17 protein-coding genes are annotated in these 20,810 nt (G+C 64.3%); 4 read left to right on the forward strand and 13 right to left on the reverse strand.

What is annotated here, in order from left to right:
- Positions 1-352: 352 nt before the first annotated feature.
- Positions 353-2,407, forward strand: a complete 2,055-nt coding sequence (locus ACQR1L_RS05865; RefSeq protein ID WP_434856985.1) for an ATP-binding protein — start codon at positions 353-355, stop codon at positions 2,405-2,407.
- Positions 2,408-2,451: 44 nt separating this feature from the next.
- On the opposite strand, the gene ACQR1L_RS05870 is transcribed toward ACQR1L_RS05865, so the two are convergent.
- Entirely contained in the window at positions 2,452-3,117 is a 666-nt protein-coding gene (locus tag ACQR1L_RS05870; RefSeq protein WP_434856986.1) for a response regulator transcription factor, read from the reverse strand.
- A 285-nt stretch (positions 3,118-3,402) separates the two neighbouring features.
- Here ACQR1L_RS05870 and ACQR1L_RS05875 point away from each other — a divergent pair, with 285 nt between their 5' ends.
- Entirely contained in the window at positions 3,403-3,774 is a 372-nt protein-coding gene (locus tag ACQR1L_RS05875; protein WP_434856987.1) for a response regulator transcription factor, read from the forward strand.
- A 78-nt stretch (positions 3,775-3,852) separates the two neighbouring features.
- On the opposite strand, the gene ACQR1L_RS05880 is transcribed toward ACQR1L_RS05875, so the two are convergent.
- Positions 3,853-4,485: a glutathione S-transferase C-terminal domain-containing protein gene (locus ACQR1L_RS05880; protein ID WP_434856988.1), complete on the reverse strand. Its 633-nt coding sequence runs from the start codon at positions 4,483-4,485 to the stop codon at positions 3,853-3,855.
- Between the two features lie 166 nt (positions 4,486-4,651).
- On the reverse strand, positions 4,652-4,990 hold the full coding sequence (locus ACQR1L_RS05885) for a hypothetical protein (RefSeq protein ID WP_434856989.1): 339 nt from the start codon (positions 4,988-4,990) through the stop codon (positions 4,652-4,654).
- A 365-nt stretch (positions 4,991-5,355) separates the two neighbouring features.
- Between ACQR1L_RS05885 and ACQR1L_RS05890 the strand changes: the two genes are divergently transcribed.
- Positions 5,356-7,812 carry an FG-GAP-like repeat-containing protein gene (locus ACQR1L_RS05890; RefSeq protein WP_434856990.1) on the forward strand — a complete coding sequence of 819 codons (2,457 nt, stop codon included), beginning with the start codon at positions 5,356-5,358 and terminating at the stop codon, positions 7,810-7,812.
- Between the two features lie 28 nt (positions 7,813-7,840).
- Here the strand turns inward: ACQR1L_RS05890 and ACQR1L_RS05895 are convergent, their stop codons facing one another.
- A complete protein-coding gene (locus ACQR1L_RS05895) occupies positions 7,841-9,016 on the reverse strand; it encodes a Gfo/Idh/MocA family protein (RefSeq protein ID WP_434856991.1) in 1,176 nt (391 codons plus the stop codon).
- Between the two features lie 13 nt (positions 9,017-9,029).
- The gene (locus ACQR1L_RS05900) at positions 9,030-10,085 is read right to left on the reverse strand and encodes a sugar phosphate isomerase/epimerase family protein (protein ID WP_434856992.1); all 1,056 of its coding nucleotides are present in this window, start codon (positions 10,083-10,085) and stop codon (positions 9,030-9,032) included.
- 159 nt (positions 10,086-10,244) lie between these two features.
- On the opposite strand from ACQR1L_RS05900, the gene ACQR1L_RS05905 reads away from it, so the two are divergent.
- Positions 10,245-10,478 (forward strand): hypothetical protein, encoded by a 234-nt coding sequence (locus tag ACQR1L_RS05905; RefSeq protein ID WP_434856993.1) that lies wholly within the window; start codon positions 10,245-10,247, stop codon positions 10,476-10,478.
- A 217-nt stretch (positions 10,479-10,695) separates the two neighbouring features.
- Here the strand turns inward: ACQR1L_RS05905 and ACQR1L_RS05910 are convergent, their stop codons facing one another.
- The 8 genes from ACQR1L_RS05910 to ACQR1L_RS05945 all read right to left on the reverse strand — a co-directional run bounded on the left by ACQR1L_RS05910 (position 10,696) and on the right by ACQR1L_RS05945 (position 20,733).
- Positions 10,696-11,733, reverse strand: a complete 1,038-nt coding sequence (locus tag ACQR1L_RS05910; protein WP_434856994.1) for a heme-dependent oxidative N-demethylase family protein — start codon at positions 11,731-11,733, stop codon at positions 10,696-10,698.
- 18 nt (positions 11,734-11,751) lie between these two features.
- A complete protein-coding gene (locus tag ACQR1L_RS05915) occupies positions 11,752-12,717 on the reverse strand; it encodes a PDR/VanB family oxidoreductase (RefSeq protein WP_434856995.1) in 966 nt (321 codons plus the stop codon).
- Positions 12,714-13,316 (reverse strand): dimethylamine monooxygenase subunit DmmA family protein, encoded by a 603-nt coding sequence (locus tag ACQR1L_RS05920; protein ID WP_434856996.1) that lies wholly within the window; start codon positions 13,314-13,316, stop codon positions 12,714-12,716. Before ACQR1L_RS05920 ends, ACQR1L_RS05915 begins: the two co-directional genes overlap by 4 nt.
- 8 nt (positions 13,317-13,324) lie before the next feature.
- Entirely contained in the window at positions 13,325-14,461 is a 1,137-nt protein-coding gene (locus ACQR1L_RS05925; RefSeq protein ID WP_434856997.1) for an aminomethyltransferase family protein, read from the reverse strand.
- Positions 14,462-14,588: 127 nt separating this feature from the next.
- Positions 14,589-16,604 carry a hydantoinase B/oxoprolinase family protein gene (locus ACQR1L_RS05930; RefSeq protein ID WP_434856998.1) on the reverse strand — a complete coding sequence of 672 codons (2,016 nt, stop codon included), beginning with the start codon at positions 16,602-16,604 and terminating at the stop codon, positions 14,589-14,591.
- Positions 16,605-16,636: 32 nt separating this feature from the next.
- Entirely contained in the window at positions 16,637-18,694 is a 2,058-nt protein-coding gene (locus tag ACQR1L_RS05935) for a hydantoinase/oxoprolinase family protein (protein ID WP_434856999.1), read from the reverse strand.
- Between the two features lie 208 nt (positions 18,695-18,902).
- Entirely contained in the window at positions 18,903-19,493 is a 591-nt protein-coding gene (locus tag ACQR1L_RS05940; protein ID WP_434857000.1) for an ANTAR domain-containing response regulator, read from the reverse strand.
- A 4-nt stretch (positions 19,494-19,497) separates the two neighbouring features.
- Positions 19,498-20,733 carry a transporter substrate-binding domain-containing protein gene (locus ACQR1L_RS05945; protein WP_434857246.1) on the reverse strand — a complete coding sequence of 412 codons (1,236 nt, stop codon included), beginning with the start codon at positions 20,731-20,733 and terminating at the stop codon, positions 19,498-19,500.
- Positions 20,734-20,810: the final 77 nt, after the last annotated feature.

Raw genomic sequence — 20,810 nt, forward strand, 5'->3', positions numbered from 1 at the left:
GAGGACTCGGCACGAATCCTGACCGCTTACATCAGCGGATGTGCTGTGCTGTCCGGTCACTTCCCATCGTAGCGATGCGAGGACGACGCAGGTCGCGCATGCGCAAGGTCGTGATCAGGACGGGACCTCGCAACGATGCTTTTGAATTGCCGTGGCGCAATCTTTGCAGCTAGAGAGGACCGGAGTTTGTCAGTGGCCGGATCATCCAACCTCCTTCCGGGGACATCACAGCTACGGATGACCATCGACAAAGTTATCGAGCGAGAGTTCACTTGAAGGTATTTTTCAGCACGCCGCGCGCACCCGGCATTTTCAGTGGCCTGTTGATTGCGGAGAGCTTGCGCACGCGCCCATGACCATCTCGTCTGATCCCCGCTTCGCCCCGCCCGACCTGTTCAACCTGACCCGCGAGAGCGTGATCGTGCGCGATCCCGCGGGCCAGATCCTCGCCTGGAATCGCGCGGCGGAACGGCTGTATGGCTGGTCGTCGGAGGAAGCCGTCGGCCGAGCCGCGGATGACATGCTCCGCAGCAGCCCGCGACTGACACTGCCGCCCGGCGGCTACGACGATACCTGGACCACCCAGGTGGTCCGGATGGGACGTCATCTCGGCTCGCTCGTCGTGGATGCTCAATTCAGCATCCGCCGCGACGATGAGGGAAAGATTGTCGACATCATCGAAACCGGACGATTGCTCGGCGATCGGACTTCGGCATCAACCTGGCGCGAAGACGGAGAATACCGCTACCGCACGCTTTTCCATGCCATGCCGACGTCGTTCCTGGAGCTCGACATCACTGGCGTCAGACCCATTCTCGGTCAGTTCAGGGATTGCAGCATCGCCGAGATCAGGGCGCGATTGCTCGCATCTCCGGAGACGGTCCGCCGCTTGATGGAAGCGACGCGGGTCATCGACGCCAACGATCACGCCGTCGAGACGTTCGGGGACGGAGATCGCGACGGCATGTTCGACTGCGTCGCTCCGTTCTGGCCGCTGGAGAGCTACGAGACCTATATCGACAGCATCATCGCCAGGCTGACGGAAACCCCGCGCTTCAGTCGCGAGGTGACGATGACGACCCTGAAAGGCCGTCCGGTGCACAGCATCTTCACGGCCTGTCTCGACCCGAAGATCGTCGGCGACGGCCGCGTCATCATCGGCATCGTCGACATCAGCGCCCTCACCTTGGCGAACCGAACACTCGAAGAAAGCCGGGAACATTATCGCGCGCTGTTCAGCCTGATGCCGCTGCCGCTGTGCCGCGTCAACACCGATGCCGCGGCGGCATTGCTGCGCGAATTCAGCAAGGACGAGCGTCAGGATCCGGAAGCAATTCTCCGCGCTCGGCCCGAGATCATGCAACACATCGCGGGGACGTCCTTTTTCGTCGAGGCCAATTTCAGGGCGGCGAAGCTGCTGGGATTCGACGATCCGGCCGAATTGTACGGTCTGCGCGCGGGCTCCCTGCTGGCTTCCCGCCCGGATACGCTGCGGCGGCTGGCGCATGCGTCGATCCGCTCGGAGCCGTTCGAGGAAGAGACGCAGATCGTCACGCCGCATGGCCGGGTCGTGGACGTGCTGCTGTCGATGAACTTCATCGAACACGACAGGGGCCGGTTCTCGCTGGCCGGCCTGATCGAGATCGGCGACCGCCTGAAGGCGGAGGCCGATCTGGCCCGGCTGCGCGCCGACTTCGCCCATGCCGCGCGGATCTCCATGCTCGGCGAACTGGCCGCCTCCATCGCGCACGAGGTCAATCAGCCGCTGGCGGCGATCGGCGCGAGCGGCGAGGCCGGGCTGCGCTGGCTCGATCGCGATCCGCCCAACCTCGATCAGGTCCGCACCCAACTGACGCGGCTGGTCGGACAAGCCGAACGCGCCTCGCGCATCATCGAGCGGATCCGGAATACGGCCAAGAGTTCTGCACCGGAACGCCAGCCGCTCGACGTGACGAGATCGGCGCAGAACGCCATCAGTTTTCTCGACCACGAAGCCCGCGCGCTGCGCATCGCCCTCGAACTCCGCGCGCCGCACGCGCCCTGCCTGGTGATCGCCGATCGAACCCAGCTCGAGCAGGTGATCGCCAATCTCGTGATCAACGCCATGCAGGCGATCCACGCGGGCAACGCGACCGACCGGCGCGTCACGATCGACGTGAGTTCGTCGGACCAATGGGTGGAATGCAGCGTGGCCGACAGCGGGCCCGGTCTGGAGCCGCACGTTGCCAAACGGCTGTTCGATAGCTTCTTCTCGACCAAGAAGGACGGCATGGGGCTCGGTCTGTCGGTGTGCCGAACGATCATCCAGTCGCTCGGCGGCACGCTGACGGGCGCCAACCGGGACGACGCACCGGGAGCCCGCTTCGCGTTCCGCCTTGCGCGCGCCGATGAGCAGGATCGATCCTGACCGCGACGGATCGGGTGCGATGGCACGACGACGTTTTGGTACGACTAGAGGCCGAGCGCCGCGATCTTGCTGACGATATCGGCCGCCGACATGGCCTTGAGCTTGCGACGCGCGCTGCTGCGATGCATCTTCACGGTGATCTCGGACACGCCGAGTTCGTGGGCGATCTGCTTGTTGAGCAGGCCGCGGCCGACGCCCCGGAGCACGTCGCGCTCACGCGCGGTCAGCCGTTCGGCAAGCTGGCGCAATTCGACCAGGTCGTCGTCCTTCGCACGCCGCTCCTGGTCGTCGCGGAGAGCCTTGAGCACGGCGTCGAGCAGCTCCTGATTGCGGAACGGCTTCGGGAGAAAATCGACCGCCCCTGCCTTCATGGCGCGGACCGACGTCGGCACGTCGCCATGGCCGGTGATGAAGACGATCGGAATGACGACGTTCATCTCCGCCAGCCGCGCCTGCAGATCCAGCCCGCTGCCGCCCGGCAGGCGAAGGTCGAGCACCAGGCAGCTCGGCCGATCCGGCAACCCGGCCTCGAGAAGCTCCTGGGTGGAGCCGAACAGCTTCGTCTCGATGTCCACGGAGGCCAGCAGATCTCCAAGACTCTCGCGCACGGCGACGTCGTCGTCGACCACGAGAACGATGGGCGTTTTGACCGGCGCAACCAACGCTTTGACACTCCGCTTGCTGATGACCGGCGGCTGAGTTGCGAACATCTGCTGCTCCCGTGGCTCGGCCTGACGGACGTCGACGAATGTCCGGGTCCAACGATGGGCCCAGGCACAGACGCTACCAAAGTCAACCGACTGCATCAACGGACCCGTATTCTCCCTGGCCCATACCTAGGTAGTCGGCTCAGTTCGCCCTGCAACGTTGCATCACCGGCGAGGGTCGTCCAGTGTGGCTGGTGGAGTCGGGACACAGCCGACAGCGCAGGGTCCCTGACATCAACGAGCAGGAATGACAGTGCCCGGCTCGGCCGAGAGCGCGAGGAGTATGTTTTGGCCGGAGCTTTGCTATCCATCATCGACGACGATGCCGATGTGCGCGAGTCGCTGCAGGCGCTGGTCGAGAGCGTCGGCTACAGCGCCCGCCTGTTCGGCAGCGCCGAGGCGTTCCTGACGTCGGACACGCTCGCCGACACCCAGTGCATCGTCAGCGACGTGCAGATGGACGGCATGACGGGACTCGAGCTGGCGGAGCATCTCGCGCGATCCGGCCCTCACATCCCGATCATCCTGATCTCCGCCTACGCCAAGGAGAACCAGCGGCGTGCGCTCAACTGCCCCGGCGTCATCGCGATCCTGCCGAAGCCCCTGCAACTGAATACGCTGATCGACGAGATTGGCCGCGCGGTCGGTGCAGGCAGTTGATCGGTCACCGCCGCGCGAGCCCGCGGCGATTGAGGGCAGCGAGCCAAGGCGGGGCACCAACCGATCGGCGCGTGACGTTCACGGTGCAGGGGTGATCTCGTCGATCGTCACCATGCCCGCTCCCTCGGCGGCAAGGGCCGCGTGAACCGAGGGCCTGGTCCCCACGCGCGCCAGGAAGCCGCGAAGCCGTGGCAGGTCTTCGAGATCGATTCCGTAGAAGCGGGTCCAGCTCGCGATGACGAACAGGTAGGCATCGGCGGCCGTGAACGTCGCTCCGGTGAGAAACGGCCCGACCAGCCGCTGCTCGACCATGTCGAGCCTGTTCCTGATACGGTTGATGAACAGAGGCCGCACGTCCGCGGGAAGTGCCCAGTTCAGCGGAACGAAGCTCTTGTGCAACTCGGCGGCGACGAAGCTCTGCCACTCCATGACGTGGTAGCGCGCAAGACTGCCGGCTTGCGGCATGAGATCGGTCCGCTCCGCGGCGTCGCAGATGTATTGCGCAATGACCATGTTTTCGGTGAGCGCGCCGCCATCGTCCAGTTCGAGCAGGGGCACCATGCCCCGCGGCGCGACCGCGCGATAATCAGACCCGTCGGACCGGCGCTTCGCCGTCACGTTCACGACCTCGAGCTCGAAGGGACGCCCGATCTCCCGCAACAGGATATGCACGGACAGCGAGCTTGCACCGGGATGTGTATAGAGCTTCATGGGCTGTGATCGCGACGTTCGTGTCCTGCGTCTCGCCGATGGCGCAGTCAGGAGATGACCTGTGCGCACGCCCCGCAATCGCAGCTCAGGCTACTCGGCGACATCGAGCCTCGGTAGATATACCGGGGTATGTGCGCGTCGAAGGCAATGTCCCGAGTCGAAGACCTCAGCATCCGACGAGAGTTGCCCGACGAACCGTCTTGATGCGGTTGCGCCGATACTGGCCGAACTCATGGTCATAGGACAGATCATAGGTGCAACCCGCCTTCATGTCCCGGTGATCGGAACTGCGCTCAATGAGATAAACGCCAGGTTGGTCCGTCTTGAGCACAACCATATCCTGCCCCCAACCACCGCCGGAGCCGCGATACACGACGCGATCGGTATGGCCGGCGAGCATCACCCAGACCGCCATCCCGACCACCAGCAGCGCAAGGATGGCGAGGCCGCGAACATCGTTGCGCAGCTTCTCGGCGGGGCTCATGAATGGCAAGGCGTTTGACATGACGCTTCGTCGCCAACGACGGCCGTGACGTTCACGACGGGACCGAGGTCTCAGCCGCGACACCATGTCCTTCGCCGGCGATCCGGACGTACACGCGAGCTCGCCAGGGCAGTGCGCCGCTCTATCCGCGTCATTGCGAGCGGGGTCAGAGTTGTGAAGCACGCTTGCAGTCGGGGTGAGCGACAGCAGCTCGGGGACGATGAGCTACATCATTCATCCCAACGAAGCGGGGCCCGCTAGGCGACCAACGGTCCAAGATCCTCGCTCCCGCTATGTGAGCATCATCACAGAAGCTGAAGAGCCTGACCTTCTACTGTCCGCGGACGGGACCACGCAGGGGCCCATGTGGATGGGAATGAGGAATCATGGCGACGTTTTTCACCGATGCATTGCCGGTTGCGATCAGCGGTCAGGCGGGAGCGACCAAGGTCAGTCTGCTCGACGTGTTGCAGCAGGCCTATGGCGACGGCGCAAGCGCGATCCAGAGCCTCACGATCAGCTACATGGATCCCAACCAGATGACGAGCAACACGCGGTTCTGGGATCCCGCCCATCCTGTCGTGACCACCGTGCTGAACAATGGCGTCGACATCCAGGCCGGCCACAACGTCACGGTGGATGCCGCGCATTTCAAGGACGTGCAGATCGCAGTCGGCAACAACATCACCTCGAACATCTTTCTCACCGTGCCGGAGAGCACGGCAAATGGCGACTTCGTCGGCCATACGCTGAACGTCACCACGCTGCCGCAAAACCTCGATGCCAACCTGCCGGCCGATCACGTCCCCACCGCGAACGACATCGTCTCGGCGGCCCGGATGTTCGCGACGATCGAGAACGGCGTGGCCGCTCCGAATGACTGCCACAATATCGCAACCGCCATCGCGGCCTCGGCCGGCGCGACGCTGGATCCGAACTCCGCGAACACCGCCAACCCTGCTGCGAACGAGGACAGCGGCTTCTGGCGCATCGCTTATCGCGGGAGCGATGCGGGCGCGGTCGACGATTGGCAGAGCAAGGTCCAGGCCGGCGACATCGTGCGCATGGCCCGCACCGATGGCGGGGTGCACACCGTGACCGTGACCGCCGGCCTCAATGCCGACGGCCATCATCCCGGCCAGATCGAAGTCGTCGACAATTGGAACGGCATCATCAGCGAGCATTGGACCGATTACGACAACAACACGGTCAGGGGCAGCGTCACGGTGTACCGGATCGGGTCGGACGGTCATTACCTGACCGACCAGAGCGCCGACTCGCACAACAACACCATTCTCGGCAGTCAGTTCGACGACGTCCTCAAGGGCGGCAGCGGCAACGACATGCTAAGAGGCGGCCATGGCAATGACATCATCGATGGCGGCGCTGGCGACGACACGGTCGCGTTCAGCGGCAAGCAGTCGGACTACAAGATCGCGGTCAACGGGGGATCCGCGGTCATCACCGACCTGCGCGGCGGCACGCCGGATGGCAGCGACACCATCACCCATGTCGAGCATGTGAAGTTCGCCGACGCGACCGTCAATTTCGGCGACCTGAAGAGCGCGCCCGCGCCGGCTCCAGCGCCCGTGGCAGGCTCCGTCAGCATCAGCGATGTCTCGATCACCGAGGGGGCGGACGGCTCGAAGGTCGAGACCTTCACCGTGACGCGCAGCGGCGGCAGCGCCGCGTTCGATGTTCACTTCGCAACCGCCGATGGTTCGGCCACCACGGCTGATCACGACTATGTCGGCAAATCCGGCGATCTGCACTTCGACGCCGGCGTCAACAGCCAGACCATTTCGGTGACCGTCAACGGCGATGCCAAGGTCGAAGGCGACGAGAGCTTCAGCGTCAACCTGTCGGCCGCAACCAACGGCGCCAAAATCGCCGATGCCCAGGGCATCGGCACCATCGTCAACGACGACGTCGCGCCGCCCGCCCATCAGGATCCGCCCCAGGTCAGCGACGCTCACGCCGGGCAGGACTTCAATGGCGACGGCATGAGCGACATCCTGTTCCGCAACACCCACAATGGCAGCGTCGCGCTGTGGGAGCTCGACGGCAACCACATCACCTCCAACACTACGGTCGGCTCGGCCGGGCTGAACTGGCACGCCGACGGCATCGGCGACTTCAACGGCGACGGCAAGTCGGACATGCTCTGGGTCAGCGACACCGGCAAGGTCGCGACCTGGCAGCTCGATGGCGACCATATCGAGGCCAACCAGACCGTCGGCAGCGTATCGACAGACTGGCATGTCGCCGGCGTCGCCGACTTCAACGGTGACGGCAAGTCGGACGTGCTGTGGCAGAACGACAGCGGGAAGGTCGCGCTGTGGGAGATGAACGGCAACCACATCGACGCCAACCAGACCGTCGGCAACGTCGCCGCCGGCTGGCACATCGAAGCGACCGCCGATTTCAACGGTGACGGCAAGGCCGACATCCTGCTGCAGAACGACGCCGGCAAGGTCGCGCTCTGGCAGATGGACGGCAGCCATATCGAGAGCAACCAGACGATCGGCAGCGTGTCGAGCGCCTGGCACGTCGCGGCCGCCGACGACTTCAACGGCGACGGCAAGGCCGACGTGCTCTGGCAGAACGACGACGGCAGGATTGCGATGTGGCAGATGGACGGCAACCACATCGATGCCAACACCACGGTCGGGAAGGCCGCGGGCTGGAACGTCGTCGGGACCGGCGACGTCAATCATGACGGCAAGGCCGACATCCTGTTCGAAAACGCCGGCGGCCGCATCGCCGAGTGGCAGATGAACGGCGACCATATCGACCACAATCTCTCGGTCGGGTCGGTCTCGACCGATTGGCACGTGGTCTGAGGCACGCCGCCTGCCCGGCCACCGCGCATCACGTGATCCGGACCCAAGTTCCGTGGTTGGCGGACGAGCTCACCGCGGCGTCGATGAACTTCAGACCGGCGAGCCCATCCTCGACGGTCGGGAGAATGACGGCGGGATCCAGGGTCTTGCCCGCCTGCTTCGCGCGAATGGCCTGCGCGGCCTCGGCATAGATCGTGGCAAAGCCTTCGAGATAGCCCTCAGGATGCCCCGACGGGATGCGGGTGACGCGGGAGGCATCGGTCAGCGCGCCCGCGCCACCGCGGGTCAGCTGCTGCTTCGGCTGGCCGTACGGCGTGAACCAAAGCAGGTTCGGGTTTTCCTGCGCCCATTCCAGCCCGCCCTTGGTGCCGTAGACGCGCAGCGTCAGGCCGTTCTCGTTGCCGACCGCGACCTGGCTGGCCCACAGCATGCCCTTGGCTCCGCCCTTCCACTTCAGGAGGATCTGCACATCGTCATCGAGACGCCGTCCGTCGACGAAGGTGGAGAGCTGCGCGAGCAGCGCGTCGAGCTCCAGTCCGGTGACGAAGCAGGCGAGGTTGTAGGCGTGTGTCCCGATATCTCCGATGCAGCCGCCGGCGCCGGATCGGCTCGGGTCCGTGCGCCACTCCGCCTGCTTCTGGCCCGTTGCCTCCAACGGCTCCGTCAGCCAGTCCTGCAGATATTCGGCTCGAACGAGCCGGATGTCGCCGAGATCTCCCCGCGCGATCATCGCCCGGGCCTGCCGTATCATCGGATAGCCGGTGTAGTTGTGAGTCAGGACGAAGACCTTGCCTGTCGCCTTGACTAGTTCCACCAGCTCCTTGGCCTCGGCAACGGTCGTCGTCAGCGGCTTGTCGCAGATGACGTGGATGCCGGCCTTGAGGAAGGCCCGGGCAACGGGCGCATGCATGTGGTTCGGCGTCACGATCGCCACGGCCTCGATGCCGTCGGCGCGCGCGGCCTCCGCCGCAGCCATCTCCTCGAACGTGCCATAGGCACGGTCGGCGGCGATCCCGAGTTCGGCCGCCGAGGCCTTGGCGCGGACCGGGTCCGACGACAATGCACCCGCAACCAGCTCGAAATGATTGTCCAACCGCGCGGCGATGCGGTGGACGGCGCCGATGAAGGCACCTTGGCCGCCGCCCACCATGCCCAGCCGGATCCGACGCTGATCGGTCTGCTCGCTGCCCGCCTCGATGACCATGGCTGTTTCTCGCTCAATCAAGACCAAGCATCTTGCGGTTCATCCGTTCGTCGCTGCCGGATCCCGCAAAGTCGTCGAACGCCTTCTCGGTGACCTGGATGATATGCTGCTTGATGAACTCAGCGCCCTCACGCGCGCCCTGCTCGGGATGCTTCATGGCACATTCCCATTCGAGCACCGCCCAGCTGCCGTAGCCATATTGCGTCAGCTTGGAGAAGATCGCAGCGAAATCGATCTGTCCATCGCCGGTCGACCGGAAGCGGCCGGCGCGATCGACCCAGCTCTGAAACCCGCCATAGACGCCCTGGCGTCCTGTCGGGTTGAACTCCGCGTCCTTGACGTGGAAGGCCTTGATGCGCTCGTGGTAGATGTCGATGTAGGCGAGATAATCGAGCTGCTGCAGCAGGAAGTGCGAGGGATCGTACAGCAGGTTCGCGCGCCTGTGGCCCTTCACGCGTTCGAGAAACATTTCGTATGACGCGCCGTCGTGGAGGTCCTCGCCGGGATGGATCTCATAGGCGAGGTCGACGCCGTGCTCGTCCGCATAGTCGAGAAGCGGCTGCCAGCGCCTGGCGAGCTCGTCGAAGGCGGTTTCGACGAGGCCCGCGGGGCGTTGCGGCCAGGGATAGATGTAGGGCCATGCCAAAGCGCCGGAGAACGTCGCGTGCGCCGTCAACCCAAGCCGGCGCGACGCGCGGATGGCCCGCTTGACCTGGTCGACGGCCCATTCGGTCCGTGCCTTGGGATTGCCGCGAACCTGCGGCGCTGCAAAGCCGTCGAATGCGGCGTCATAGGCCGGATGGACGGCAACGAGCTGCCCCTGAAGATGTGTCGAGAGCTCGGTAATGGACAGGCCATGCTCGGCCGCGATCCCCTTCACCTCGTCGGCATAGTCCTGGGAGTCCGCAGCCTTGTCGAGGTCGAAGATCCGCCCGTCCCAGCTCGGGATCTGAACGCCAACATAGCCCAGCGATGCTGCCCATCGGCAGATCGCGTTCAACGAGTTGAACGGCGCCGTGTCCGCCGCGAACTGAGCAAGAAAGATCGCAGGCCCTTTGATCATTTTCATTGGTGTTTCCTTCCCCAGACCGTCGAGCAGCAGGCCTCCGCCGACAGGGATATCCCACCATGGAACGACGTCGTCAGGCAAGCGCCCGCTCCGCGTTTCAGCTGCGTCGATGTGCGCATGCCCAATGGGCATCGACGGGACTCTTGATCTTGGCGGGACATGAGAGAAGCGCTGGAAGCATCGACGCCACAACGACAAACCGCGGCGGCCATGTCTTCGCTCGTCTCTGCAGCAACGTGGCCTCTTATGATGCAATGCGGCAATCGTGCGCTTCTCGAACTCATCGAAAGCATCAGCCGCTTCGTCGGAATGATCAGCTCTCATCCACGACCATTTTCGGCCAGGAAGGCGATCGCCACCGTCGGCAATCTCCGTCGCCGCGCCGCCGCGTGATACTCTGCGCAGTCGCTCTTTTGAGAGACGCGTCGCGAGAGACCCGCCGCCTTTTCAGCTGTTGACGCGTGGATACTGCGCGCTCAGAGGGCGGCCAAAGTAGAACAAACAGCAATGACTTAGCCGCCGCGTTAAAAGCCGACCTGTATCCAATCCCGATTCACCCCAAGATTAAGGTCAGACACAGATCCGTCGCGAGGATGGTGAGGGCCGACGTCTATGGCTGCGTTCCTGGCGTCGTCGCCATGCCATCATCGAAGCCCGCGAGATAGTCCACGGCTACCTCGCGCCATCGCGTCAGCCCCTTGTACGCAGCCAAGTCTTCCGGCAGATCACGAAGCACGCGATGCATTCGTCGTCCCCATTTCGGGATCGTGACCAGCTCATCCAGGCGCAGCAGGTAGCAGCGGATTGGGAAGACGATCGCATTCGAACGCGGCAGCCGCCAGAAGCTCTGCAGTTCGACGCGCAAATGCACCTTCTGCGCGACATTGTCCCGCGTTACGGTGGCACGGTCGACACCCCAGCGATGATAGTTCTCCGGACTGGTATCGAGCCGGGGATTGATCGTCATGGTCCAGTTCAGCCGGCGCATCGGCTGCCCTTGGCGCAGCTGCAGCAGGAATTTCAGCGCGCGATCGAACACGCCCATTTCGTGGGCGCGCGGGACCGGCGCATGCCACTCCATGAAGTTCATGCCGATGTCGAAATCGAGCGACCAGTCGGCCTGGGTCGTGACAATGCCGGCGTCCATCCACAGATTGCCGTCGCGCTGATCCAACAGGCAGAAATCACCCTGGGCCTGACGCGTGATGTATTCCATCGGTCCGTAGGGCAGCGACGCCGCATTGCCGAACTCGAAGCGATCGTCGACCCCGAGCGGCCGGTTGACCCATCGCCAGGCGAGACCGTCGCGATGCAGCTCGAAATGATCGGGATAGCCCGCGGCCTGCTGCTCCATCAGAAGCTCCAGCAGATCCCAGCCGGCCAACGTCATGTGCGGCAGCGACTGGCAACGCAGGGCATCCTCGTTCAGCACCAGCGCCCGCTCCGCCATCTCGGCGACGTAGTGCTCATCGACGTCGATCAGGTTCTCGTAGGCGGTCCCCGCCGGGCCGCTCTTGTGCGGCTCGATATTGACACCGTACATGTAGGCATCGCGGTCGAACGGAAACGGAAAGCGGCGAATGGCCGCCGGACTGTTCGCGAAGGTGAAATCATCACGGAACGTCTCATGTCGGAAGGCCAGCGTCATCGGCGTCTCCTGCATATTCTAGAGATCGAGCACCAGCCGGCGTCCCTCGAACCGCGAGACACACGGCATCACCTTGCCTGTGGCCGCCTTGTCGGCTTCACTCAGATAGTGATCGTGATGCTGAATGATGCCGTCGCAGGCGACCACGCGCGTCTCGCATTGGCCGCAGGCCCCTCCCCGGCACAACGATGGCACGTCCACGCCGGCGTGCTCGAGCGCGTCGAGCATGCTCTGGTGCGAGCCCACCGCGACCGTGACACCGGACTTCGCCAGCGTGACCTCGTACGCTCCGCCGATGGCCGGCGCCACGAAGCGCTCGGAATGGAGACTCTCCTCCGGCCAGCCGAGGCCGCGCGCCCCGGCCAGGATATCCTCGGTCAATGCTTCGGGGCCGCAGACGTAGAGATGGGTGCCGAGCGGCTGATCGCCCAGCAGCGTCGCCGTGTCGAGTCGGCGACCTTCGGCACTGATGTAAAGATGCAGATTGTCGCCACACATGCCCGCGAGCTGATCCGCGAAGGCGGCATGATCCCGCGATCGCACCGCATAGTGGAGCTCGAAGGCCCGGGCTTCCATCGTCAGCTCCGCGGCCATCGCAAGCAGTGGCGTGATGCCGATGCCTCCCGCGATTAGCAGATGCTTCCTGGCCCGACGGTGCAACGGAAACAGGTTGACGGGATGCCCCACGGCGAGCTTGCTGCCGACGTGAACACGATCATGCAGGAACACCGAGCCGCCGCGCCCCTGCGCGTGGCGACGGACGGCGATGGTGTAGTTGCCCGCGCCGTTCAGGCTCCCTGTCAGCGAGTAGGCGCTCCTGCGTAGAACCGCGCCGTCGCGCATTTCGAGCAGGATGTGAGCGCCCGCAGAGAAGCTCGGCAGCGGACCGCCAGCCAGCGGCGCGAGACGATAGCTCTTGATCCCCTCGGCAATGTCGGCGATGTCCGTGACCACGACATCCACCATCTGTGGCGCCGCGGTCATTTGAAGATGTCCTCAGCCACGGGAACGACGCCCGGCTCCTCGGCATCGATGCAGACGCCCATGAAGGCGGCCAGCCGGCGCGAATAGTGATCGCGCACGAACAGGTGCAATCCGCAGTGGCTGCACTGCACCGGCTGCGTCGTGACCTGCTCGGTCACGCCTTTGCAGTGGACGCACTGCACCCGGCGCGCCAGCGATCCGCGATGCTCCGCCTGAATGGCTGACATCTCGAGGCCGGCACCCAGGGCCGCCGCCACGGCCTGGCCGATCAAACCTTCTGTGCCGGCAAGGTAGAGGCGCGTTCCCATGCGGGCGGACCCGAGCAGATGAGTGAGCTGAGGCAAGATCGACGCGACGGTCGGGGCAAAGCAGAGGCTGCCCGCTCCGACCGAGGCGAGCCGCTCCGACGGCACATCGTCACCGAGCCCGTCCCGCACGTAGAGAATGTGCGCCCGGGACAGGAATTCGCTGGACGCGCCTGCGGCCAGATCAGCCAGCGCGTGACCACCCTCGCGATCTCCAAGCAGGAGATGGCTGGTTCCGGGCCGCGGCGCGAGCCTGCCGTAGACCGGCCGGCTCTTGATGCTGGGGACGATCATGGTGATGCCTACGCTGCCGTTCTCTTCTTCTTGTCCGGATCGTCGAAATTGATCGGGTGCGCGATCGCCCGGCATGAGGCGGACTTGCCGCGGACTTCCAGAGGCGTTCCATGCCTGGCGACCGGCACGGTCATCCGAGCGATCGCCATCGAACGTTGCGTCAGTCGGGAATACATGCCGCAGGTGACGACACCGACCGCAGCGTCTCCGGCATAGAGCTGGTCGCCTGCCTCGAGCGGCCGATCGGTCTCAGCGAGCACGCCGAAGATCTTGAACCGTTCCCTGCCCTGCAGCCGGTAATGCTCCTCGGCGCCGCGAAAGCCGGTCTTGCCGGGAGAGACGGTGAAATCGAGGCCCAGCTCCCACAGCGTGTCGCCCGGCGGCTCGTCGGCGAACGGATACATCTGCGAGTTGTCGTAAGGATAGAACAGCAAATAGCTCTCGACGCGCAGCCAATCCAGCGCGGTGAACGACGCCGGGACGATACCCATGGCCTTGCCTTCGGCGACGATGGTGTCCCAGATCTCGACCGCATCTTCCGCCCGGCAGAAGATCTCATAGCCGCGTTCGCCGGTATAACCGGTTCTCGAGATCATCACGTGCTTTCCGAACAGCGTGGTCGGCATGTGATGGAAGTATTTCAGCGCGCGGATGCCCGGCACATGCCGGCTCAGATATTCGACCGCGAGCGGTCCCTGCAGCGAGAGATCCTGCAGATCGTCGTCGAACAGCAGCGAGGCGTTCTTCCCGGAAAGCTCCTTCGTCAGCTCCTCGTGCCCGGTGCCGGAACCGATGACAACCATCCAGGCGTTCGGCCCGGTCCGATAGAGGATGCAGTCGTCGGTGAACTTGCCGGCCGCGTTCAGCATGCAGGCATAGACGGCGCGCCCCGGATAGAGCTTGCGCACATCCCGCGTCGTCGCGTGCTGCAGGATGTGATGGGAATGCGGCCCCACCAGATGGTACTTGCGCAGGCCCGACACGTCCATCAGCGCCGCGCGAGTCCTGATCGCCTCATGCTCGTCCGGCAGCGTGCTGGCCGAATAGGACCACGGCGTCTCCATGCCGTTCCAGTCCTCGAGATTGGACCCGAGGGCCCGATGCCGCGCCGCGAGCGGCGACCGGCGCCATGACATCGCACTCATGTCAGCGACCTCCTTGTTCTACTGCCGTCCATCCTTGCACCTCGTCGCCGGCGCCGCTCACACATGACGCCTGCCTCCGGTGACACGCCGGCTACAGGCCCGCAGCCGGCGGCTCACAGTCGCGATGTCACGCCACCTGCAGCGTCACCGACGGATTGCGACCGCCAGCGATGCTCTTGCCCCAATACGGCGCAGTACGGCGCTTCAGCATGGCCCTGAATTGCTGGGTGGTCCTGGACAGCAGCTCGCCGGACCCCCAGTTCACGATCACGCCATAGGTCCGGATCAGGTCGAGCATGCCGAGCTCCTTGGCGCGATACCGGGCCGCGATGGCCTCGGCATCCTCATCGAGCCACTTCATGCGGTTCGCCCGGATGTAACTGCGCTTGGCGAGCGTGGCCTCGGCATCGACCTCGTAATGCGCAAGGTCGGCATCGATCTCCTTGATCACGACGCCGTAGTCGATCGCCGCGCGCTCGACCGAGACATAGCCATCGATGACGTCCTCGCAGACCAGCGCCGCATCCCGCTCGAGCGGATCGCCGAGGCCGCCGCCGCCGGCCGACGGCCGCGTGACCGTGTCGCCGGCTTCCAGCGACACGTTGGAAAAGATCGAGCCAAGATAGCGCTGTCCCTGCGTGCCCGGATTGACCCAGACACCATGCGGGATCGACGGAAGCCCGCCCCACAGGCCCCAGGTGATCGAGCGCTCCCGGTCGCAGCAATAGGATGCGACGGTGCGGTCGACCTTGGTGAGGATCACGCCCTTCTCGACGCCCATGCCGCCGCGGAATTCACCGGGCCCGCCGGAGTCGACGCGAAGCTCGTGGCAGGTCGTCAGCACCGGCGCCAGACGTTCCTGGCCTTCGAACGGCTGGGTCCCGAGCTGGACGCCGAACACCGGCCCCGTGGCCGCCCAGCCATCGCGACCGTTGCGTGCGCCCCAGCCGCCGACCATCCAGTCGTACCACATGAAATATTTGTAGCCGTCGGCCTGCCGGCCATCCCTGCCGCCGATCAGCAGGTAGTCGAGGTTGAACGTGCAGGCCATCGCGCGATCGGGCAGGATCTCGGCCCACAACTCGAAGATCGAGTTCATGATCTTCTCGAAGGGTCCCGAGCAGAAGCCCGCGACCGGGGTTGGCCATGCTGCGTTGACGACGGTGCCCTCGGGCCCGAGATTGACCGTGACGACGCGATAGAAGCCGGAGTTCAGCGGGATCTCGGGAAACTGCATCTTGGTGCCGGCGACGATCGCCGCAAACGAGCCGCCGAAGCAGGCATTGAGAAAGCTCGAGATGGACTTCGGGTGCGACTTCGACAGATCGTAGTGGACGGTGTCATCCTTGATGGTCATCACGATCCGGATCGGAACCAGCCCCTCGCCCGCGCCGGGATCGACATCGATGTAGTCCTCGGTTTCCCAGACGCCGTCCGGCAACGCGGCGACGCGTTGCCGCGTCAGCGTCTCAACGTAGTCCTGCACCGCGCCGAAGGAGGTCTTGATCGTCGCCAGACCGTATTTCTCGACCAGCCGGCAGATCTCCTGCTCGGCCACCCGCGTGGCCTCGGCCTGCGCCTGCATGTCGCCGATGATGTCGGCCGGCGCCCGTGTGTTCGATGCGATCAGCCGGCAGACGTCGTCGAGACACTTGCCCTTGCTCCACACCCGCGTCGGGGTGATGCGCAGCCCCTCCGCCATGTGGTCGAGCGCGTTGACGTTGAACGAACCCGGGACCGCGCCGCCGACGTCGGCCCAATGGCCGTTGGCCTGGGCAAAGCCGAGCAGCTCGTCGCGGTAGAAGATCGGCCGCACGATGCGCGTGTCGTTGAAATGCGTGCCGCCCTGATAGACGTCGTTCACCACGAACACGTCGCCGGGATGGATGTCGTCCTTGAAGTTGTTGATCACCGCCTTCGCGGTGTAGTGCAGCGTCCCGACATGAGCGGCGATGTCGCCGCTGCCCTGCATGATCGTGTCGCCATTCGGATCGCAGAGCGCCGACGAGAAGTCGCGGGAATAGATCACGAAGGAATAGCAGGTCCGGAAGATCTGCTCGGCCATCTGATCGACGATGTTCACATAGGCATTTTTCAGCACTTCGAAGGTGACCGGATCGAGATCCGTCTTGAAGGTCGCCATGGAATGGTCTCCGTGTGTCTGTTGTCCGAATGTCAGGCTTGCGGGATGCGCATCACGATCGTCAGCGACCGGTCGATCTCGGCCGTAACCCCGGGGGGAACGAGCGTTGTCGAGTCGAGCTGATCGATCACGGCCGGGCCTTCGACCTTCATGCCGGCCTTCAGCAGGTCGCGGTCGTACACCGGTGTCGGGACGGCCATCTCCGTCTCGTCGAAACGGACGGCGCGGCTGCCCACCGGCTTGGCCGGCTCGTCGGTGAGCTCGAACTCGGCGAATTTCGCCTTCGGGGTGAGGCCCGTCGCGATGACGCTGACGCGGTAGATCTCGACCGGCGCGCCGGGACGCGAATAATTGTGCTCGCGCCCATGCTCGTGGTGAAAGATCGAAACTGCCTCGTCGAGCGAGGTGATGCTGGACGGCAGCGGGATCGACAGCGCGCGCCACTGGCCGAGATAGCGCATGTCGATCTTGCGCTGGAACACCATGCGGTCGTCCGGAACGCCCTCGTTCTTCAACCGCTCGCGCCCCTCGATCTCGAGACCGCGATAGGTCTCCTCGAGATTGGCGACGTCGACATCCTCGACCTTGGACAGGTACATCTGAGTGACGTCGTGCTGGATGTCGACCAGCAGGCAGCCCAGGGCCGAGGTCACGCCGGGGTTCGGCGGCACCAGCACGACGGGAATCGCGAGGTCGCGTGCGAGGGCCGCGCCGTGCAGCGGTCCGGCACCGCCGAAGGCAACGAGCGCAAAGTCACGCGGGTCGTAGCCGCGCCGGATCGACAGCAGACGAACCGCGTCGGCCATGTTGGCGTTGGCGACCTTGAGCACCGACAGCGCGGCGTCTTCAAGCGAGAGACCGAGCGGCTTGGCGACGCCGCGCTCGATGGCCTCGACGGCCAGCGCCCTGTCGAGCGAAACCTTGCCGCCCGCCAGCCTGTCGCTCAGCCGGCCCAGCACGACATTGGCATCGCAATTGGTCGGGTTGGCGCCGCCCCGCCCGTAGCAGGCCGGTCCGGGAGTCGAGCCCGCCGATTGCGGACCGTTGCGCAGCGACTTGGCGGCGTCGATCCAGGCGAGCGAGCCGCCCCCAGCGCCGATGGTCAGCACCTCGATCGATGGGAAGCAGATCGGATAGCCGTACTCGACATACCATTCCTTGGTGACGCGGAGATTGCCGTTGTCGCACAACGAAACGTCGGTCGAGGTTCCGCCCATGTCGAGGCCGATCGAGTTCTTGAAGCCCGCGTTCTCCGCGACGAAGCGGCTGGCGATCGCGCCGGCGGCAATGCCGGAGGCGGACAGTCTGGCAGCGAACTTCTCCGCCGTCTTCGCCGTCATGACGCCGCCGCCCGAATGCAGCAGCAGCACGTCCTCGTCGTAGCCGCCTGCCTTCATCCGGCCTTCGAGCCGCTGGGCATAGGAGCCGACCACGGGCGCCAGCACGGCATTGGCCACCGTCGTCGAGAACCGCTCATGCTCGAAGATCTCGGGCAGAATGTCGCTGGACAGAGAGATCGTCGCGTCCGGCAACTCGGCCGCGAGGATGTCGCGCATGCGGCGTTCGTTCGCCGGGTTCATGAAAGCGTTCGCAAAGCAGATCGCCACCGTCTTCACGCCGCGCTTCTTGACGATGCGGGCGATGTTACGCGCCTCGTCCTCGTCGAGCGGTGTGATGACTGCGCCGGAGAAATCCACGCGCTCCGAGACGACGAGCCGGTCGCGGCGAGCGATGTACGGCTTGGCCATTTCCTTGTAGGTGTCCCAGAGATCATCGCGATTGCCGCGGCGAATCTCGATCGTGTCGCGAAATCCCTTGGTCGTGATCATCACCGCGGGCGGGAAACGGCGCGTGATCAGCGCGTTGGTCGCGAGCGTCGTGCCATGCGAGAACAGTACGAGATCGTGCAGGTCGACGCCGCCCGCTTCGATCCCGGCCAGCACGCCCTCGATCGGATCCGGCGTCGTCGGGACCTTCGCGACATGCATGCGCCCCGACAGCTCGTTGAGCACGCAGATATCCGTGAAGGTGCCGCCAACGTCGCATGCGACGCGAACGGATTTGTCAGTGAGATCACCAGCCATCGTCATTTGCTAACTCTCCTTCGCTCCCGTGAGGGCATAGGTCCGCGTTGGCGCGCGCCGGTCGGCACGAGCCCAAAACAAAAAAGCCACCGACAGCCGCTACGGGCTGCTGGTGGCTTCCTTAGCCGCGATCCGGCGACGACAGCTTTGGCGCGCGCACGGATCTAGTCGTCGTTGGAATTGTCTGTTTCGGAGGCTCCCGAGCCGCCTTGGCTCAATCTCCGAACACCTCATTTGCCTCTACGATGGCCGCACATAGCGCTTCCATCGTCGTCCGCTTGGACATCGCTCTCTCGCGAAGATAATCGTAGGCCGCCTGCTCGGTGAGGCGCTTACGATCCATCAGCAGCGTTTTTGCTTTCTCGATCTGCTTCAGAGAGGTCAGTCTCGTTTCGAGCTTCTTGACTCGCTCGGAGGCAACTCGAAACTTGTCAGTTAGCGTATGAGCGAGGACAATGCTTGTCAATAGACCAAAAGCGCGGATCGGTTTTGTGACGATTGCCGTCGTCCCAGCGCGTACAATACACTCGATCACGTTCGGACTTTCGAACTCGACGATGCCGATCACCGTGCTCCCTGGCGGACGCCGTTCCAGCGACCTTGCCAGGCTGATACTGATGGCGTCCTGACGAAACAGGACGAAGATCACATCCGCGTCCGGCGGAATTTCATCCTGCGGCGGCCAAATCGCCTCGACGCGGCAACCTATCCTACGAATTTGAGTCGTGAGCTCGTCACGCTCACGATCCTTCGGATGGAAAACGAGCACCCTTACGTTGCGTATATCCCTGAGGGCGTTCAGCACGTCTTCAACTCGCTCTTGGAATCAGCTCGATGTCCTCTGTCGTGCGCCAATCCTCCAGACTATGATTGATCATGTAAGGATCTGGCTTCATCGCGGCCGGACTTTGTTCGACGATGGCGAACTGCCCCGTCGCCTCGGCCCGACCAATTCGCGGCCACAGGTAACAGTGGCCATTGTCCGGATCGAGGCGCACCGTGCCTTGCGGCGCCTCGAACGGAGTCCTTGCAAGCTCGGCGCGGACGACAGCGACATCAGTGGATTCGCTGCGGGCCGCGGCCTGTAGCACCATGTGGGTCAGGCTGTAGGCCGTCTCAGCCATTGCATTCGTCGTCGCCTCGGGACCGTACTTCGCCCTGTAGTTACTCACGAAGCGCCGGTTGGCCGGCGAGTTGATCGACTGGAAATAGGTCGCAGCGGTCAGATGTCCGACCGCGAGCTCGGGTCCCATCAGCGCCAGCTCGGCCTCGGTGATCGTCAGGCTGGCAATCTGGGTATGCGCGCAGATGTCCGCGTCACGACAGAGCTCATAGAAAATGCGAGCCGCCTCGCCCACCACGGTACAGAAGACGACGTCCGGCCGCTTCAGCCGGATGTCCTCGACGATCGCCTTCAGCTCGCGATGGCGGACGTCGAGGGGAACATAGCGCTCGGCCAGCACTTGCCCCTTCTGTTCCGCAACCAGTGTCATCATCACGCGGTTCGATTCAATTGGAAATGTGTAGCGCGTTCCGACGAGATAGAACCGCTTGCCGACATTCGCGATCAAATGTCGCGCCAGAAGCAGGATGTGCTGGTTCGGCACGGCGCCGCCATAGATGACGTTCGGGGAATATTCGAAGCCTTCATAGGGCGCCGTATAGGCCAGCAGCGCGCCGCGCCGCTCGACGACGGGAACCACGGCCTGCCGCGTGTTGGTCATGTAGCAGCCGATCAACAGCGAGACGTGCTCTTCGTCCAGCAGATGTTCGGCGAGCTGGCTGAAGCGATTGGGATCCGACCGTGCGTCACCGCTGACGGCGATAACTTCGCGTCCGGCAAGCCCCCCGGCGAGATTGATCTCCGTGATCGCAAGCTGCAGGGCGTTCCATTGCGTGCGCTCGATAAACGCTGTCGGGCCGGTTTCGGAAAACAGAGCTCCAACTTTGAAAGGCCGATGCGGGTCGCCCTCCCATGCCATCGCGTACTCCAAAAAAATAGGGGGCCCTCCCCGACCAATGCGGTGAGAGCCCCCTTTGCTCATATCCAAGGCTAGCGGCTACAAGGGATTGCGTCAAGCTTTGCAATCAGCAGGCCTTCCGCTGACCGATCAAGGCGGCG

The organism is Bradyrhizobium sp. HKCCYLR20261, from assembly GCF_051168435.1.
Taxonomy (GTDB): domain Bacteria; phylum Pseudomonadota; class Alphaproteobacteria; order Rhizobiales; family Xanthobacteraceae; genus Bradyrhizobium.